Genomic DNA, 18918 nt, shown 5'->3' with positions numbered 1-18918 from the left:
ATCCTTTGGGCGGGATATGCAGCCGCAGGCTGCATATCCGTTCCTCCAGATTTTCCCCCGCTCCAAACCGTGCGTGACAGTTTCCCATCACACGGCTTTCCATCGTCAGCACTTTTTATGACAATCTATACATCAAACAGATTTGCCCTTTAGAAAACGAGTTCCAGCATTTCTGCCATCACACGAAGTTTATTGAGCTTTGCCAACTGCTTTTTATCCAGGTTTAGCACTTTCAGATATTTTCGGATGGTGCGCTCATTACTGGAATGAATGAGAATGTGAACCACAGCGGAGACAATAATCAGGTTTTGGTAGCTGTCATTGCCCCCAAGCACCAATGGCTTTTTGTGGTGACAGTCCACTTGCTTTGCTTCCAGTTCCACACCGGAGACGGCACATTTTCCTTTCTGTGCAACATAGAGCGCAATGCGGTTATCGTTGTATTCCACACTTTGCTTACCGCATGGATTGTTCATCAGATGATAGAGTACTGCCATATTGATACCGGCAAGATCCTTATGAATCTCAACCCGTCCTTCTGGCGTGTACTTGTTTACTCGACTTTTCTTATCCATAGGTACTCTATGCTGAACATAGGCAATCGGGACGATGGCATGACCATTCAGATAACGCACCTCCCGGCTTGTGCCGTATTTTTCCTTGATATACCTGTTTGTGATTTGACCTTTCTTTTGCAGTCTGTGCTTCAATCTGTTGTAAAGGCTCTTTTTGACATCGAAAGCGATTTTGTGGAAGTCAAGATTCACATGGGTTGCAATGCTGTAATAGTTATGAACGCCCATGACATAGGAGTTGTATTTCTGTATCAGACGATATTCCATTCCTGGGTCATAGGTCTGCCGTATCTGCCCAATAATTTCCTTGCTTTTCTCCCGGATTTTCTGCAATGCTTTATCCTTGATATGCGCTTCTACTACATACCTTGGTTGTCCATCTGGCTTCTTTCCTTTTGTTCGAACTTTCAGCTTAAAGCCAAGAAATTCAGAGTAATGGCGTTTCAGATTTACGATCTTTGATTTCTCTGGGCTGATTTCCAGTCCCAGACGATCTAAAAGCCATTGTTTCGTAGCCTCGAACAGCTTGACTGCATCCGACCGCTTTTTGCAAAAGATTTTGAAATCATCTGCATAGCGGACAAAATAGCACTCTTTCAGATTCGTGTAGTTGCGCAGGGTTCGGATGGTACTGCTTTTGTCGGGAGTTCCATTCGCATAGATTCTGTGTACATAGTTCCTTTGGGTAGGCATTTCTTCCCACTGGCTGACAATCCACCAATCCAGTTCATTCAGGACGATGTTTGACAACAGTGGGGAAATGATACCGCCCTGTGGCGTACCCTTTTCGGGAAAACCGATTCCAGCCACTTCTGCCTTTAGCATGGCAGAAATGATAGACAGCAGCTTTTTATCCCTAATTCCGAGTGTCCACATCTGCTTCAGCAGTTTTCCGTGGTTCACATTGTCAAAGAAAGACTTGATATCTATATCAATGACATAGTGGCAACCTACGTTCTGTATCATTCTCTCCGCTTGGGCAATGGCATTTTCTGCACTGTGGTTTGGTCTGAAACCATTGCTTCGCTTGAAGAATTTTGCTTCACAGATAGGTTCTAATACTTGCAGAATACATTGCTGAATGAGCCTGTCCATAATCGTGGGTATTCCAAGGGGGCGGGTTTTCCCGTTATCCTTTGGTATTTCCACTCTGCGGACAGCATTAGGAACATACCAGTCCAGCTTGCGCTGAACATGGGCGACCAGAGCATTTTCGTTCCATTTGTTCAAATCGCTTATTGTCTTATTATCCACACCCGCCGTTCGACTGCCGCTGTTCTTTCGGATATTTCTGTAGGCCAGCTTGATGTTTTCAGGGCGTTTTATCAGTTCCACAAGATTGCAGAACCGCTGCCCCTTGACACTTGCGGCATACAGTTCGTCAAGAACGAGCTGCATATCGTAGTATTCGGAGTTGCGGATTTTCTGTTTCTTTAAGGGTTTCTTCTTGTTTGCCAAAGTCAGGTACTTTCCTTTCTTTCGAGAGGATTTCGCTTTTCTTAGTCATACTCGAACCTTTGTGTCTGTATAGTTTTCAATTTATTGATTGCTGACGACTAATGGCCATCCCTCCACCGTATTTCTACGGCTTCAACGGTACTGTGCCATCTCTCTCAACTGGATAAAGGATTGTTATACGCAATACGCTTTCCAATCCAACACCTCATAGCCTGTAACCGGCTCCGTGTTCCAGCCTTTCCACGTTCCAATATTCCTATCTGTACATATCTGCCCTTAGGTGTCCCTCTGAGCCTGTATGCTGGGCGGTGCCTGTAACACCGCAAGGACTTTCATAGTAAAAATTCTTACTCATCCTCACATACTTCCGTAATCGGAAAGGAGCATTTCTGCTCCTGCGCCTTTTAGACCCGTACATTCGGGATTTCGTCAGTCATCCATGACATTCTGACCATAGGCAGTTTATAGACCTCCGGCGTATCATGCACATATCCCACCTCTGGGACACTTTCCACGGCATAATCCGTTTGGGTGCATTTCCGCCGACTTTAGCGAGCGTTATACCGTAGCCCTTGTTACAGAGGACTGCCGCATATCGCAGTTTATAAGGTAGGCGTTTCAGGGCGTTACCCCTTCATTCCACCTATCGGAATATTAGTTCTCCAAGTCTTTTCAGGGACTCCTTTCAAATCCCGATTCTATTGTTAGCTGACTTGTGCGTAACCTTTTCAGTTACGAACGTGTCGCACTTTTGCCTGCGCCTACTTCATGTGCCAACAGGGTATTTCCTCCATACAGCACATGGGCGATGGCGCTTTTCTGGTGTTCCCGCAGGGTAATGGCCGGGTTCATTCCCCCAAAAGTGATATGGCTGCCATCATATTCACGGGGACGGGTAGAGTTCATTTCCTCGTTGTACTGGCGCACCAAAGTCTGGCGGCGTTCCGGGTCTCTCCAGATCCAGTCCCTAAAGGCTTCCCGGATTGCCTGCTGTTTTTGAGCCGCCAGGGTGGTCTCCTTGGCATTCAGTACGCGGCGCTCTTTTCCGTCTGCGTCCTCTATGGTGTCATAGATGCGGACATCCCGCAGGTTCAGGCTGTCCTCTAAAATCTTGTAGGCATTGGCACGACTGGTCCCATAGGTGGTATAAGCTGCCACATCGTTGTAGGATACAGAAGATTTCCCCTTGATCTGCCATTCAGCGGTAAAGGACGAATAGTTGACCTCGATACTGCGCTGGAGATAAAACGGGGTGTTGAAGGTCTCATACATAAACTGCTGGATGTACTCTTTGTCGATCCAGGTAGCTCCCAGACGCACCTCAATCTCCGACGCATCCAGGTCTTTGGGCTGGGCGGCGGTAAGAGCTTCCACATTGACTGCATAAACCGGGTCCTGCTGTGCGGCCCGCTGCGCCTGACGCAGTTTGCGGCGTACATTGCCGGAGAGGTATTCATCAGCAGTCACATAATGGGGCGTTCCGTCCTGCTCCAACTGTCCCGGTACACGGAAAATTACGCCTTGCAGCTCTCCGGCCAGTGCTTCTTTTGTTTTTCCGGTAAGCTGGCTCATATAGTCCATATCCACGCAGGCTTTTTCCGAGATGGACACCGCCAGTGCTTCACTTGCCGTATCCACCACAGCCACCGCCTGATGGGGCTTGATGGTCCGTTTGGTGAACATATCTGCCTTGCGTTCCAGCTTCCCGTCCTCGTCGATGACTTCCAGCGCACAGAGTAGGTAATAGGAAGAATCATCTGCATAGGCCAGTCGGTTTGCACGGTCATTGATAAGGCCATATTTTTCAGAAAAGCTGTCATATAGGCTGTTCAGTTCCGCCTGCTTTTGGGTAATGGTGCTGTCTGGAACCGCTGCATCCATCTGAAGGTCGATCAGTTCCTGCACACAATCACGCAGTCCCACAAGACCTTTCACGCGGGCTTCTGCGGTGGCGTTGAGGTCAGGGCGCACCATACGGCTGTTTTCCCGGTAGTACACCTGCCCGTCTACAATGGCATAGGAATAGTTCTTCACATTGGGGTCAGCAGGAATGGAGGTGTCAATGGCTTCGCCTTCGCCCAGCTCCGGCAGCTCTGCCTCCTGATAAGTGCCATGAATATACTTCACCGCATCATGCAGCTGGTCGGAAAGCTCCAGTCCCTCGATAGGGTTCACGGTGTAGTCCATACCATGAGCAGTGCTTACCGGCTCCTGTCTGCCCAGCACCATTTCCGGGTGGTCGATAAAATACCGGTTGATGGCAAACCCATCCTCCGTTTGTCCGGTCTGCGTCCACTCTGGTGCAATGTCCAGCGGACGGTCCCGCTTTTGGAGAAAGATGATGTCCGATACCACCTCGGCACCGGCATTCTTTTTGAACGCATCATTAGGCAGACGGATCGCTCCCAACAGCTCGGCACGCTGGGCAAGATAACGGCGCACGGTGGAATCCTTGGCGTCCATGGTATAGCGGGAGGTCACAAAAGCTACCACACCGCCGGGACGCACCTGATCCAGTGCTTTGGCGAAAAAGTAATTATGAATGTTGAAATTCAGCTTGTTGTAGGCTTTGTCATTGACCTGATACTGACCAAAAGGCACATTGCCGATGGCAAGGTCAAAGAAGTCACGCCTGTCGGTGGTCTCAAAGCCGCCTACTGTGATGTCCGCCTTGGGATAGAGCTGCTTTGCGATGCGCCCGGAAACAGGGTCCAGCTCCACGCCGTACAGACGGCTGTTTCGCATTTTCTCCGGCAGCATACCAAAGAAATTGCCCACACCCATAGACGGCTCCAAAATATTTCCGGTCTCAAATCCCATACGGTCCACCGCTTCATAGATGGCCTGAATGACCGTAGGGCTGGTGTAATGGGCGTTGAGGGTAGAGCTTCTGGCGGCGGCATATTCCTCCGGGGTCAGCAGTTCTTTTAGCTGGGCATACTCTAAAGCCCATGCCGGTTTCTCCGGGTCAAACGCATCAGAGAGACCTCCCCAGCCCACATATCGAGAAAGAACCTCCTGCTGTTCGGGGCTTGCCTGCTGTCCGGCAGCTTCCAGCTCTTTCAGCAAACGAATCGCATTGACATTTGCCTGGAACTTGGCTTTCGGACCGCCTTCGCCCAAATGCTCATCGGTAATGCGGAAGTTTTTTGCATTGCGGCGCAGGTTAGCCTTGTATTCCTCATAGGAGGCTTCCTCGGCAGCTTTGGCATTGGGAAAGGTCTGCCACTGGCCATTGACCTGAATGGAAACCGGGTGTTCATCCAACACTTCCTCAAAGGTTTTCTCCGGCTCAGTCACAGGGGCTGGTGGCTCCGGCTCCTCGATATGCAGTCGTTCCACCACCACATCATAAGGCAGATTGTTCTTATCGCCCGGATAGACGGCCATGGTCTCAGAATGGAAGGTCGGGGATTCGGTAGCCGGTTGGGGCTGTTCCTGTCCAAAACCGTCCTGCTGACGGGCATACATCCCGCGCAGCAAAGGCGCAACCTCATCCCAGCGGAAATACAGCATAGCCAGACGCTTTTCCTCTGCATCCATGACTTCCAGTTCTATGCCCTGTGCCGTGGTACGGTAATCGGCAATATCGCCGGTCTCCAGATTCAGTGTCTCAATCTCACCGGAATAGGCTCTGCTCAGCCAGTAGGCGATCTCGCTGTTGCTCCTGCCGGATTGCAGCAGCGTGGAAATCTGCTTTTTATCCGCTTCATCCATCAGTCCATGAGCCAATACATCCCGCAAGTCCTGATCTGCCTTGTCCGGGTCAATAGGAAGAAACTCGGTATAGTAAGCATTGCGGCGGTCTGCCCGAAGCAGCTGCTCGAACTGTTCTTTGCGCTCTGCCCGGTAGATGGGATATACCATCCCGGTGGGCAGAAGCTGTACGGTGTCCTCCCGCAGCTCTGTGATCTGATAGGCGTCATCTTCGATATACACGGTATCGCCCACGGCATAGACCGGGGCGGCTGGGTCATAGGAGGTTCTTTGCGGAATTGGGCGGCGAACTGCGTCATATTCCTCATCGGAAATGGAAACTTTGGAAGTCTGCTCTGTCTCGGCATCTGCGATCTGCTCGGCATCTGACATCACCTGTTGGATAAACGGGGCATTGTCCAGTTTTTCCGTGTCTGCCACCTGGCCGTTGACGATCCCTCTTTCCTCCAGAGCTTCCCGGATGGCGATTGGGTCGATGTCGTCAAAACGGTCCTGTTCTTCTTCGGTATAGAACCGGTCCTCCTGAATGAGCTGGGCAAGCCTGCGCTGTACCTTCGGCCAGGGCAGCTGCGTTTCCTCCGGGCTGCCGGCACGGACAACGAACAGGCTGTTGCTGTTACTGCCGCCGTATTCCTGAGCCAGCCATGCGGCGGTATCTTTTTCTCTTGCATGGTCTTTCATATAGCGGACAACAGCGTGTTTACTCTCGATATTGCCGTTCCATGCACAAAGGGCAGTATCAATATCTTCCTGAGAAAGAGGGCGCAGAAGCTCATGGAGCTTTGGATAGGTCTCGTCGATCACTTCCCGGTGTAGACGCTGACGGAACTCCGGCACATCCGAATAGAGTCGGATCAGCTCCATATCCTTAGAACCAAGGACTGCACGGCGCACAGCGGCATTGCCCTCGATGACAGCATTTTCACGGTCAGAATGACCGCAGGCATTGCGATATGCGGTATCCTCGGAAATGGCGGCAGTCACCACAGGCTTATACTGCTCAAACTGCTCCCCAAGGGTAGGCTTTGGCGTTTCTTTCTCCACCTCCGGCTGCTGTGCTTGAATGGCATCTTCTTCGGCCAGTTCCTGTTTAGACTGGATTTTGTCATACTGCGCCTGTTCCTGTTCGGTAAGATAGCGGTCTTTCTGGACAAGTGAGGTAATGCGCTTGGCAACCTTTTCCCAGTTCAAGTGAACATCTGGGCAGTCCTGCTTTTTATAGTGCAGTCCTTTCCCATCGTGATCTTCGCCGCTGTGTGTTGCGCCGGACAGGGCATGAGAGCGTCCGCCAATGCCATACTCGTCTTTGAGGAATCTCACTTTCTCCTTATCCGTATGGTTTGCCATGAAGAACGCATAGATACGGCCTTTTCCTCCGGCGAAACTGCTGCCGCCGGTCATAGCGGCGTCGATCTCATCCTCGGTAATGAAGTGCTGAACGGTTGGCACTTGGGAAAGGTCTGAAGAAAAGGTCCTGCGTGGCAGGTCAAGGTCCTTCAGGTTCTCCCAGATCTCCCTTGGTCTGTGATAGTGAAAACGCAACAGATCACGGTCCTGCTGATAGGCAGTCCAGAAGGCGGCGTATTCTTCCTTGAGTGTCTGGCGGAAAGCCGGGTCACTCAGCTGCTCCGTCAGGCGGCGAGTCTCCTCCGGGAAACCATTGCCTTTGATCTCTGACAGGCAGGACAAATATCCGGCTTTTCTGGCGTCCTCACTGAGATCGTGATACAGATGCCAGAGCTTTTCCGAGAGGAGGGAGCGTTCATAGCCTGCCGCTTCTGTAAGCTCCACATTGGAGGCAAACTGGCCGCTCTCCAAAAGCTCCCCGATACGCTCTGCGGCGCTCTCCCAGGAAATGACCTGGGCAGACCTGTCATAACGGACAGACTTCCCATGGGAAAGATGGATACCATCCTCGGCATACCATGCGCTCACACTGCCAAGGCCATTGCCGCCGTGGTACAGCGTTTTCAGTATCTTGGCAATCTCAGCGGTGGTTTTCTGCTTTTCAAAGGCTGCAACCACACGCTCCCTTTGACGGTCTGTATTGCCGCCCAAACGCAGCACATGGTCGATGTCATTTTGGGCAAAAGAAAAAGCAGAGGATGTATGCGCTACATTCTCTGCTTCATCTATGGATTGGATCTGTTCCGCTTCGGAGAGGAACAGGTTTAGGGTCAGCTGTTGATAAGCTCCGCCATCAGAATCTCCTCGGCCTGGGCTTTGCAGGTGTTCATCAGCCCCACCCACTTCATGGGATCGCTGGCTTTCAGTTCCTCGGTGGCTCCCGCTTCCTTCGCCAGTTGGGGTATCATCTGCTCCAGTCTGCTCTGGGCGGTCTCGTCGATCTCCAGAAGGTGCGGGTACAGCTTCTCGCTCAGTAGCATCTGGTTGTAGAGGATGGGACGGTGTTCCTTCAGATAGGTTTTCCTCATCCTGCCGTACTTGCCCAGGGATTTCTCCGGCTGCTGGCTCAGCTTCAGGTCGGGAATCAGATAGTCTCCGTTCTGGATATAGGTCATGGGATTGTTCATCTTGTTTGCTCCTTTCTTGGTTGGCTTCGCGCTCTGCATTTCGGACGGTGACGCCGATCTGCCGTAGCACCTGCTGGTTGATCTGGCTGACCGCTGTTCCCAGCGCCCCGATGGTGGACGGGGTGTTGAAATCAAAGATCGCCATGAAATCTTCGTGGTCGAAGTAGCGTTCCGGCTCCAGTCCACAGCGGGACATCAAAGCGTAAGTGATGCTGACGGTGGCGGCTGCCTTAAACTGCACTCCGATGTTATACTCATCATATTCCTCCAAAAAGGAACCGTCAACGATATAGAAGAAGTCCTGCTGATGCTCCGTCCAGTATTCCTCGGCCAGTTTTCCGGCTACCTCGGTGAGTTGTCCGGCAAGGTCATCACCGGAAACATCGTAGGTGCGCTCCAGCATGGCCTGCACGGAATCCAGATGACGCTCCTCCAGCTGCCACAGCCAAGGAGTGCGGGAATGTTCACGGGTTCCGGTGTCGGAAATGTCAAAGACATAGCGCAGGCGTGGTCTGTCCCAGGAATCGTCCACCAGAGCGATTCCCTTGGAACCGCGCCTTACATATCGGCCCATCTTTTCATTCCACAAATCGTACTCTGCACAGGCGGTGGCGTCCGGTCGCTGGGCGTAGATCATCAGCTGCTCATGGAACGGGTATTTGTAAAGGCGGGAAGCAGTGGTGAGAAACCCTGCCCATTCCTGCCAGCTCCCCGTGAGCTGTGTTGCCACCTTGTCCGCCATCTGCGCATACAGTTCAGCTTTGGTTGGCATGGTGTTCTGTCCTCCTTTCGGTTTTTGGATAAAAGAAAAGCAGGAAACCTAAATAATTTCCTGCTGGGTAAAACTGTGAATATTAAATTGGGGTTAGGTTATTTGTTATGCAAACTGTATTTTTTATAGATTTACAATCATAATATACTCCTCATCATTTTCGTCAACAACAGTAAATCCCACTTTCTCATACATTTTCACTGCATAATTACTTTTCTGAACGGACAGGGATATTTTTGAATATCCAGCCAATCTTTCTACTTGTAATAGTTGTTTCAATAATGAAGTTCCAATGCCTAATCCTCTATATCGAGGGCAGACAGACATAGCAAGAGATGGTGTATCATTATCAATGTGTCCATAATCATTCATAATTCTTACCCAAATAGCTCCTACTATATCTCCTTGAATTTCTGCAACTAAGGCTTTATCGTGTTTTCGATTCCCAAACTCAATGATATATTCTTGTAATTCTGGAAAGTCTATGACTGATCTAGGTGGTGCTTCAACACCTTCCGGAATATAAATCGCTTCGTATAAAAAATCGCTTAACAATCTGTATTCTTGGCTTTTCATTTCTCGTATCATATATTGCATAACTTCTCTCACCACCTCATCTTGGTTCAATAAATTTACTGGTCAACATCTGGATACAACCCCAGTTTAGGAGTAAGGTTTTGAGTGTTTAGTTGTTTAATATCTCTGCAATCGTGTTTGGTGCATATTTATTGAGTTCATGTCCTGCATTTGGAACGATGTGCAAAGTAGCTTGGGGTAGCAATTCTTTTAGCCTTTTAGAAGCCTTTAGATTGGCAGTATCCTTTTTGCCACACAAAATTGTCACTGGACAACAAATATTATTTAATTGCGCAGTAAAATCCAATGATCGCATAGAGTGAGCCAATTTTATGGTGCTGCTTTTTGATAGTCCCATACTTTCAAAAGCCTTGTTTGGCATACAACGGAAGATAAGATTTTGAAAATCTATCAGTAAGCTTGGAACTTTATATTGTGCGCCAATCAAAACCAGCGAAGCCACTTTTTCTTCATGCTGAATAGCAAAATCAATCGCAAGAAGCGCACCTAACGAAAGACCACAGATACGAAGCGGCTCTTTTTCTTCAGAATACCGCTGTTCTAAATCGCCTAAAATCTGCGAATATGATATTTCATCTTCTGTTGAAGAAAAAAGTTCTGGGCAATCGACATCGGAAATTGATAGTTGTTGGACTACTTCTTTCCAATCCTGTGCAGTTTGTCCCAACCCATGTAAAAGAACCGTTTTCATTAAACACCTCCTAAGTTCAAGATATTCATCAACGCACACAAGTTGCTCTTGAAAACCTGTCATTGTGTTTAGAATTTTCAACAATCCATTCGTCCAAAAACTTCATCTGTTCTTCTGTATGAAACCAGTGTTCTCCATTTCTCATGACAGAAAGTGTTGAATGGGTTCTTTGGGCAAATTCAAATATCGTTCCATAAGCGGTAAGATTATCTTTTTCACCATACAAAATGTGCGTTGGGATTTTCCATATAATAGGATTTTCTCTTACATAGCAAAGATAATCCCATGAAAGGGTCTCTCCAAAGGTTGTCTGAATTTCTTTTTTCTCTTTGAGTTCATCTTCTGTAACATTTGCCCAAATCATCATATCAGCAATAAGCCTTTCCATATCTACAATGGGCGAAATAAAATATGCTTTCTCTATTTGCTGATTTGATAAGGCATTGATAGCAAAATACGCTCCAATGCTATTGGCGATTATTTCAACAGTCTTGTAGTTTCTATAAATCGAATTAAAAAGTAATGGAAATTCTTCTTTTGCTTCCCATGGAAACTGTGCAGTATAGTCAAGACCAATTACATCACAATCACTAAAGAGCGACTTGTAATGGAGAGCTTCTTCAGCATCTCCTCCTTTTCCATGTATATAAATAACTGCTTTATCCACGATAGTAATCCTCCATAATTTCTATGTTTATCCATCATTCATTATAATTTCCTCAACCTTAAAAGTATAGTGGGCTTTTGTAAAAAACAAAAGAAACCGCCTTTCCATCGGACAGTTTCTCTCACTATGTCATCCTGACACGATAAATTTACTGGTCAAAATCCGGGTACAGCTCCAGCTGAGAGAAGTCCTCATCGGTCATCGCACAGAGCTTCGTAAGGGCACTGTCGGTCAGCTCCCTCAGTTCCGTTTCCTCCGGCGAAAGCTCGCCGTGCATTTCACGCAGGCTGTCGATCAGCCCGGTGCGGCTGCCGGTATTGTAAATGCACATCAGGTTCATTTCCTCAAAAGTAAAGTTTCCCATATCAAATCTCCCTTTCCGCACTCTTTTTGGGTGCTGTCTTTTTGTGTTCTGCTTTGGGCTGGTTTTTCAGCTGTTCCACAACGGATTTTTTCTTTTCCCATTCCTCCCGATGGGTGGCGGCTGCCAGAGCCATCAGGGAAATGGGCTGACCGCTTCGGGCCTGCTGTTCCAGCTCTGCCACCGTAGGCTCTTTTGCGCCATTGTTGATGATGCCGTCGATCATGCCGTAATCGTCCTCTACGGCCATCTCTGCATTTTTCAGCGGATTTTCCGGCAGGAATCCGGGGATCTGGGTAAAACCAACGCTGTCGCAGTAATGACAGGATACCTTACCGTCCTGTTTGATCGCAACGATGTCGCTGACGCTCATGGAGGGACTGTGAAAGTCTACGGGTTTTTCCAGATTGAATTGCTGATAGAGTTTTTCCAGCTGCTCCGGCACAGTGCCAGACTCACTCAGCGGAGCGGTGTAGATGAGGTCATAATTGCTGCGGTCTACGGAAACATCATGGGACTCTAACCAGTCCAGATTCATAAAGCGCACATTCTGCGGATCGTCACGGCTCACCTGGTAGATGGCAAAGCAGTTTCTGTTCTGGGAGAGAAATGCCTGTTCTCGTTCCTGCTGATGTTCCTGACGCTCCATGACCTTTTCGTGGAACTGAGGGCTTTTCTCCCATTCCTCACGATCCACGCCGAAAAGACCGCCATGCTCCATGATCTCCTGCGGGTCAAACACCATGCTCTCCGTATTGTCCTCATGCAGCACATAGACAGTCAAACCGGCGGCATCCAGTTCCAGCGCCCGTTCTCTGGTAACAGGGAGCATCCCGTCATAAGAGTAACCGTATTTCTGCATATCCGGTGTGGAGACCTGCTCATCCGGCGTTGGGTATTCATCCAGCGCCTGCTCCTGTGCCTCCGGCAGCTGGGAAGAAGCAGTCATCTGACTGGCCTCTGCCTGCATCTGCTGGTAGGCAGCTTCCTGCAAGGTCTCAATCATGGACAACGGTGCGTATTTTACCGAGTCTCTGCCCAAATCGTTGTCATCACAAATCTGGAGAACTGCCTTCATGCGGGAAATCTCCGGCATATCCAGCTGACCACCATCCAACTCTTTCATGGATGCGGCATCGTAAAGGGTATAGTCCCAGCCGCTGTCACAGGACTGGATATGAAGATAGGTGGCATTGTCGATCAGAAACAAAGCCTCCTGCTGATTGGCGTCCGCCCCCAGCACTTCCATTTCCGGCATTGCCGCAGCCAGTTCCTTTACCGCTTTTTGCACCAGAGGATTATCACGGTAATAGTCGATTGCCTGGATGGTGTCCAGGTCAATGGTCTGGCCGGTCAAAATCGGAAAAGGTCCTTCATAGTCGCTTCCGTCTTTCAGCTCAAAACCAATGCCCTTGATCCCGTTCATTCGCTCTGCCGGAATCTCCTGATAAATGCGGACAGCTTCCTCCAAAGACAGGTTATCGTGGTATTCTCCGAGGTTTGGAAACTCCATGCACTCTGCTACATAGTAGGTCAGATTGCCGGTCTGCTGTCCATCAGATACCTTAGCGGCATCTTCTGGCTGCTCTATCGGGGCGGGTTCCGGCTCTACCTTTGCATGAGGGTCGATTCCGCGCTCTTTGCAGATTTCCTTATAGTGGCGCTCAATATCGGAGATCAAAGTGTCGGAGGTTTTGTTGATGGTCTCCAAACTGGCTCTCAGTTCTTTCAGTTCCTTGCCCTTACTCCAGCTTGCAATATAGCCGAAGCTGTTTTCTCCAGTCTCGATGCCAAAATACTTGCAGACCGCATAGGAAATGCTTTCAGCCTCCACTTCCTCCGTGTGACGGTTTTTGATTGCCTGTTTTTCTGCGGTTGCATCTTCCTCAACTGCAAGCCGCCATTCAAACTGATTTTCGTCCACATAGCGCCAATCCATATCAGAAGCAAACTGTTCAGCTTCTTTTTCTGTGGCAAAATCCAGCTTGAAATCATGCTTGGTTCCACCTTCACTCTCCAGCACAACCTTCCATGACGGTAGCATTTCATATTTTTTAGGGTCATGGAGCTTGCTGTGGGCAATCTCGTGTACTGTGGCCGAAACCGTCTGCACCTCACTCATGCCCCGACGAATGGCGATTTTCTGATGATCGGTAGAAAAATAGCCGTCCGTATCGGCGGCCATTGCTTCAAAAGTGATCGGCACCGGCGCACTGCGGCGCAGAGCCTCCATGAATGCCTCATAATTTGGCACATTGCCGGAAAGGGAGGAAGCAAGCTCCGGCAAAGGTTTCCCATCGGTCTGGCTCACATCAAAGACCTTGACCGGACGAAACATGGGGATTTCGATTTCTTTTTCCTCTGTGACGATCTTTCCGTCTTTATCCAGAATCGGAGCCTTGGTATCCGGGTCCAGCTTCTGCTCCTCGATTTTCTTCTTATACGGTGTGGGGGCGATGATGGTAATGCCATGCTCGCCCTTTTTTACATGACGCTCAAACTGGTCTTTCCACTTATTGTATCCGGCTACCAATGTGGCGTCCGGCTTCTGCATATAGATGAGCATGGTGTTGTTTACCGAATAGCGGTGGAAGCGGGACATGACGGACAGATAGCGCATATACTTTTCACTCTCAAACAGTTCCTTGATCCCCTGCTCGATGCCATCTGTGATTTCCCTTAGCCGCTCTCGGTTGGTGGGTTTGTTCTCAGCCATGATTTTCAATCTCCTTTCCAAGTGTGTGATTTCTGCTGTGTGTTCTGCAACCCATACCCTTTGTTCTTCTTCACTTTCATAAAGAAAAAGGTCCAACAGGTACTCTACATAGGTTTTCTTCTGGATTGCTTCCACAAAGCGGGGGTGCGGTTCTTCCTCCGGTGTCCGGGGAGAATGGTCAATCCCCCATTTTTTCAGCAGATGGTAGTAATCGGACAGTACGCGATAACACCGCTGCCGGTCCTCACGAAACTTCTGCGCCTCGGTTTTCTGCCGGACATATCTCCTGCGGGGCGGGGCCTGACTGTCATAGATCAGGCCAAAGTCCTGTGCCAGTTTCTCCGCCGCTTCTTTTGAAGAGAGGTCAAAGAGCTTTGCGGTAAAGTCGATCACATCCCCATCTTCACCGCAGCCAAAGCAGTGGAACCGCTGGTCTACCTTCATGCTGGGGTTCTTATCATCGTGAAAGGGACAGCAGGCCATGCCATTTCGTTTGACTTTTATCCCATAAAGCTCTGCCGCTTCTCTTGTGCTGACCGACTGCTTGACTGCTTCAAATACATTCTCTGCCATGTGCCTTTAACTGCCGGACTTTCTCGCAGGGGGCTGGTATCCGGCAGCTTTCGCACGCTCACTGGCAGCTTTGCGGCGTTCTGCGCTATATGGCTCTCGGACTGATACACACCGCTTGGGGACGGTAAAGTTATGGGCGTCCTTTCGGATGATCTGGTCGGGGTGCTTTTTTGCCAGCAGATCCAGCTTCTCCATCAGACGGGGATCATGAGTATAGATCTCAGCCATTGGTTCTGCCTGGTTATAGAGGAGAATGGTTTCCCGTTCCACTAAAGAGAGCTTCATCGGCTGCCTCCTTTCCGCTGGTCAAATTCCAGCTTGAAGTTGGCGTACTGTCCATCATCCTCCAAAACCACAGCGGCATCGTAGGTCTTTCCGGTTTTCTCCGAATATAGGCCCGTCACATGGACACGGCCATCGTTAAGCAGTGCAGACACCACAGCCTTGGTCGGCTGTTTTTTCTTGGCAGCCCACCATTTGTTATTTTTCCAGATTGCAAATTTGCAAGAATCATTCTGACAGAAGAAGCCTTTTTGCAGTTCTGCAACTTCCCCACCGCAGCGAGGGCATTTGCCTACCACCTCACGGGGCGGGGCAAACAGGTACTCGGTTCCCTTGATGACCTGATAAGTCCCCACCAGATCTTTCAGCATGGCACTGATACCGTCTAAAAACTCCTCCAGGGCAAGCTGCCCGCGCTCGATCTCGCCCAGGCGGTACTCCCACTCGGCAGTCAAAAGCGGAGATTGCAGCTGTTCCGGCAGAACGGTGATCAGGGAAACTGCATCGTGGGAAGGGAGAAGCTGCACCGTTTTCCTGTTCTTTTTTCGTTCCAGAAAACCGGCAGATACCAGCTTTTCCAAAATACCGGCACGGGTGGCCGGTGTCCCCAAACCTTTTCGCTCGGCATCCTCCGGCATATCCTCTTTTCCGGCAGTCTCCATCGCGGACAATAGGGTATCCTCCGTAAAGTGCTGAGGCGGACTGCTTTTGCCTTCTTTGACGATTGCCGCAGCAACCGAAAGGGTCTGTCCTTCAGTCAGCTCCGGCAGGGCTTTCTCTGCGCCCTCTTTTTTCGGCTCTGCATCCTTCATTTTGGCACGGTAGGCGTCCTCCAGTGCTTTCCATCCGGGGTGCTTCACCGTTTTTCCTTTGGCGGTAAACTCCCTACCGGCACACGCTGCAATCACAACGGTTTCCGAATAGATATGGGGCTGGGCCACTGCACACAGCAGACGCAGGGCCACCAGCTCCAGCACCGCTTTTTCTCCCGCAGGAAGGGCAGAAAGGTCTGCATCCTTGAGATTTCTGGTAGGGATTACTGCGTGGTGGTCGGTTACTTTCTTATCGTTGATGACTGTCTGCGGATCACAGGTAATGGCGATCCCTTTGCGAAACAGCATAGCATTGGCAACCAGATTCACCAACACCGGCAGGCTGTCTGCCATATCACCGGTCAGATAGCGGCTGTCAGTACGGGGATAGGTGCAGAGCTTCTTTTCATACAGGCTTTGCAGATAGTCCAGGGTCTGCTGGGCTGTAAATCCAAGCAGGCGGTTGGCATCTCTTTGCAGAGTAGTCAGGTCATAGAGGGCAGGCGGCTTTTCGGACTTTTCCTTGCACTCCACTTTTTTGATTGTGACAGCTGCACCCTGACAGGCTTCTTTCAGCTGCTCTGCGCTTGCTCGGTCACTCATACGCTCCCCGGATACGGTAAGACCGGGCAGCTCCAGCGCCACGGTATAAAAGGGAACCGGCTTAAAGGTGTCGATCTCAGCTTCTCGTTGGACAATGAGCGCCAGCGTTGGGGACATAACGCGCCCGATGTTGAGGGTGCGGTGGTACAGCACGGAAAAAAGCCTTGTCGCATTGATCCCCACCAGCCAGTCGGCCTTGGCACGGCAGAGGGCAGCATCTCGAAGTCCGTCATAGTCCGCACCGGGGCGCAGGTTTGTAAAGCCTTCCCTTATGGCGGAGTCCTCCATTGAAGAAATCCAGAGCCTTTTCATCGGCTTTTGACAGCCTGCCAGCTCATAGACGCTGCGGAAGATCAGCTCGCCCTCGCGTCCGGCATCGCAGGCATTTACCACTTCGGTCACATCCGGGGCGTTCATCAGCTTTTTGAGAATATCAAACTGCTTTTTCTTATCCTTTCCCACCACCATCTGCCAATGCTCCGGCAGAATAGGCAGGTCATCATATCGCCACTTGGCATACTTGGGATCATAACTGTCTGCATCCGCAAGACCGGCCAGATGGCCCACGCACCAGCTGACACGCCAGCCGTTCCCCTCCAGATAGCCGTCCTTACGAGCAGTCGCGCCGATCACGGCGGCCAGACTTTGTGCAACCGATGGTTTTTCAGCGATTACCAGTTTATATCTCATCATCTTCAGCCTCCCATTCTTCCCGCACAGGCGTGTGCAGTTTTTTCTCTATGCTGTTTTCCTCATCCAGTAGCAGGTTATAACCAAACCGGTAGTCATAGCGGTACAGTTTCCCCAGCAGGTCATTGATGATGATACGGCAAGCCAAAATGACACGGGTTTTATCCACCTGCATCAGCTGGTAGCGTTGATAATTGCTGTAATATTCTTCGTGACGGCGGGTATTGCAGGCGGCATCTTCAAGTAAACTATCTACTGCATCCTGACAACCATCTTCTTTTTCCCCTTCCATGCAGTTCAGAAGTTCCATCATCAAAGGAAAGCTCTGTTCATCCATAGGAGCTTCTGCTGCAAGAAAACCGATCAGAGCGGATAAGAGCAGATGAGCCGCCGTCTGTTCTTGTTCCGTCAAAACGGCCATTGTTTTCTCCGCATTTGGCAGGATCTTTTCTTCCACAAAATCTGCCGCGTCACCGGAATAAAGCTGACGGATAGAATCTATGGACAATGAAACTGTCGTGGTATCTAAGGAGAAATCAAAGGGATCATCTTGCTTTGGCTTTCTCCAAAGTTTGTTTAACATGGTAGAAAGAATGTCGCCGCCAAAATACACGGCGATCACAAGCAGGTCAAAAACAGCAATCAGCTTGATAAATATAATCAGAACACTCATTTTTTTCGTTTCCTTTCTTTGAGCCAGCGTTCCATCTCACGATGGCAGATACCTACGCAGGGACTTCCATAACTCCCGCAACCATAGCAGGGGTGGTTGTGGGATAAAGAATGAGGACGGGAAGTTTCCCTCCCGCCCTCCGGCCTGCGTGTCATCATGCGTTCATAGGGACTGTCTGTGAAACGGGTCATTTCACACTGTCCTCATCATCATCTTCTGTGCTGCCCCCGCCAGCGTCAGGCTCATCTGACTCCTCATTTTCGGTTTCCCATTCCTCGGAATCTTCCTCGCCATAATCATAATCGTCCAGACTGTCATTGCCCTTGGTCTTAGGCTTATTCTTAATGAGCTTCAAGTAGGCAAATACGCCACCGCCTCCAAGCAGAGCCAGCAAAAGGACTATCGCAGCCGGGTTCAGTCCGGCAGGCTTCTCTTTTTCCGGTTCCGGTGTTTCTGCCGGAGGTTCCGGTGCTTTGCCCGTACATTTACTCTTATCAGTTGCACAGACCGGACAAGCCGTATTGACTGCCCCTGCTTCACATTTTGTCGTGCAGCTACACACAGCAGCCGGCTTCTCTTTGACATTTTCATCTTCCATCAGTGCCATCAAATCCGCTTCATCCACCTGGTTCAGAAAATGAACAGCAGTCTTTTTATCCTCATTCGCCCTGTCGATCAAAATGTAAAAATAATTGCCAGCCTTGGTGGTAACAGTAATGAGCTGCTTATTACCTCCAAAATCATCCACCAGTGCCGCATTCCCCTCCGGTGTAAGTGCCGGTGCTGGTTCTGTTTCTTCCACAATCACATTGCTATCATTGGTAGAATCCTCTGCCGGTGCCGCCGGAGCCTGTTCTGACCCCTGTGCAAAAGCAGGGATCGTAAAGCCAAATGCCACAACCATTGTCAGGCAAAAGGCGGAAAGTGTTCGGAGCAATCGTTTATTCCTCATAGCTGTTTTCCTCCTGTTCGTTATTTTCATCAGCCAAACTGCCGGGAACTGTGCCACCGGACAGCATGGCGCTCAACTGGGTCGGGGTCATACGCAGGGCGCGCACCATCTGGACGATCTCCAGATTTTCTGCCTCGGTTTTCTGTGCTTCCAGCGCCTTGAGCTTTTCCTGATACTCTGCGATCTTCTCGCGGACCTTTGTAATCTCCTGGTCAATGCGCTCAATTTTGTTTTTTGCCATAACC

Annotated in this window: 14 protein-coding genes and 1 pseudogene; 1 reads left to right on the top strand and 14 read right to left on the bottom strand. The window is 49.9% G+C overall.

Going from position 1 to position 18918, the window contains the following annotated elements; genetic code table 11:
* Nucleotides 1-149: 149 nt before the first annotated feature.
* The 3 genes and pseudogenes from ltrA to NQ490_RS10735 all read right to left on the bottom strand — a co-directional run bounded on the left by ltrA (nucleotide 150) and on the right by NQ490_RS10735 (nucleotide 8284).
* The gene (ltrA, locus tag NQ490_RS10745; RefSeq protein WP_007045787.1) at nucleotides 150-2033 is read right to left on the bottom strand and encodes a group II intron reverse transcriptase/maturase; all 1884 of its coding nucleotides are present in this window, start codon (nucleotides 2031-2033) and stop codon (nucleotides 150-152) included.
* 747 nt (nucleotides 2034-2780) lie between these two features.
* A pseudogene (locus NQ490_RS10740) lies at nucleotides 2781-7685 on the bottom strand (SNF2-related protein); the annotation flags it as partial.
* Between the two features lie 242 nt (nucleotides 7686-7927).
* Nucleotides 7928-8284 carry a TnpV protein gene (locus NQ490_RS10735; protein ID WP_040917406.1) on the bottom strand — a complete coding sequence of 119 codons (357 nt, stop codon included), beginning with the start codon at nucleotides 8282-8284 and terminating at the stop codon, nucleotides 7928-7930.
* 154 nt (nucleotides 8285-8438) lie between these two features.
* On the opposite strand from NQ490_RS10735, the gene NQ490_RS10730 reads away from it, so the two are divergent.
* Nucleotides 8439-9185, top strand: a complete 747-nt coding sequence (locus NQ490_RS10730) for a hypothetical protein (protein WP_007045784.1) — start codon at nucleotides 8439-8441, stop codon at nucleotides 9183-9185.
* Here NQ490_RS10730 and NQ490_RS10725 read toward each other — a convergent pair.
* The 11 genes from NQ490_RS10725 to NQ490_RS10675 all read right to left on the bottom strand — a co-directional run bounded on the left by NQ490_RS10725 (nucleotide 9180) and on the right by NQ490_RS10675 (nucleotide 18914).
* Nucleotides 9180-9653 (bottom strand): GNAT family N-acetyltransferase, encoded by a 474-nt coding sequence (locus NQ490_RS10725; protein ID WP_084759067.1) that lies wholly within the window; start codon nucleotides 9651-9653, stop codon nucleotides 9180-9182. The genes NQ490_RS10730 and NQ490_RS10725 overlap by 6 nt on opposite strands.
* Before the next feature lie 88 nt (nucleotides 9654-9741).
* The gene (locus NQ490_RS10720) at nucleotides 9742-10344 is read right to left on the bottom strand and encodes an alpha/beta fold hydrolase (RefSeq protein WP_007045782.1); all 603 of its coding nucleotides are present in this window, start codon (nucleotides 10342-10344) and stop codon (nucleotides 9742-9744) included.
* A 28-nt stretch (nucleotides 10345-10372) separates the two neighbouring features.
* On the bottom strand, nucleotides 10373-11011 hold the full coding sequence (locus tag NQ490_RS10715) for an alpha/beta fold hydrolase (protein ID WP_007045781.1): 639 nt from the start codon (nucleotides 11009-11011) through the stop codon (nucleotides 10373-10375).
* A 148-nt stretch (nucleotides 11012-11159) separates the two neighbouring features.
* Nucleotides 11160-11375, bottom strand: coding sequence for a transposon-transfer assisting family protein (locus tag NQ490_RS10710; RefSeq protein ID WP_007045780.1), 216 nt, complete (start codon nucleotides 11373-11375; stop codon nucleotides 11160-11162).
* Between the two features lies 1 nt (nucleotide 11376).
* Nucleotides 11377-14661, bottom strand: a complete 3285-nt coding sequence (locus tag NQ490_RS10705) for a YodL domain-containing protein (protein ID WP_007045779.1) — start codon at nucleotides 14659-14661, stop codon at nucleotides 11377-11379.
* Nucleotides 14662-14667: 6 nt separating this feature from the next.
* The gene (locus NQ490_RS10700) at nucleotides 14668-14946 is read right to left on the bottom strand and encodes a hypothetical protein (protein WP_007045778.1); all 279 of its coding nucleotides are present in this window, start codon (nucleotides 14944-14946) and stop codon (nucleotides 14668-14670) included.
* Complete coding sequence (locus tag NQ490_RS10695) at nucleotides 14943-17051, bottom strand: type IA DNA topoisomerase (protein ID WP_007045777.1); 2109 nt, start codon at nucleotides 17049-17051, stop codon at nucleotides 14943-14945. The genes NQ490_RS10700 and NQ490_RS10695 overlap by 4 nt, the downstream gene beginning before the upstream one ends.
* Complete coding sequence (locus NQ490_RS10690) at nucleotides 17038-17721, bottom strand: hypothetical protein (protein WP_007045776.1); 684 nt, start codon at nucleotides 17719-17721, stop codon at nucleotides 17038-17040. Before NQ490_RS10690 ends, NQ490_RS10695 begins: the two co-directional genes overlap by 14 nt.
* Nucleotides 17718-17912: a hypothetical protein gene (locus NQ490_RS10685; RefSeq protein ID WP_003526245.1), complete on the bottom strand. Its 195-nt coding sequence runs from the start codon at nucleotides 17910-17912 to the stop codon at nucleotides 17718-17720. The genes NQ490_RS10690 and NQ490_RS10685 overlap by 4 nt, the downstream gene beginning before the upstream one ends.
* Entirely contained in the window at nucleotides 17909-18673 is a 765-nt protein-coding gene (locus NQ490_RS10680; protein WP_040917404.1) for a DUF4366 domain-containing protein, read from the bottom strand. Before NQ490_RS10680 ends, NQ490_RS10685 begins: the two co-directional genes overlap by 4 nt.
* Entirely contained in the window at nucleotides 18663-18914 is a 252-nt protein-coding gene (locus tag NQ490_RS10675) for a DUF4315 family protein (protein WP_007045774.1), read from the bottom strand. The genes NQ490_RS10680 and NQ490_RS10675 overlap by 11 nt, the downstream gene beginning before the upstream one ends.
* Nucleotides 18915-18918: the final 4 nt, after the last annotated feature.

It is taken from the genome of Subdoligranulum variabile, assembly GCF_025152575.1.
Lineage (GTDB): Bacteria > Bacillota > Clostridia > Oscillospirales > Ruminococcaceae > Gemmiger > Gemmiger variabilis.
This window is presented reverse-complemented; position numbering and strand designations above follow the sequence as displayed.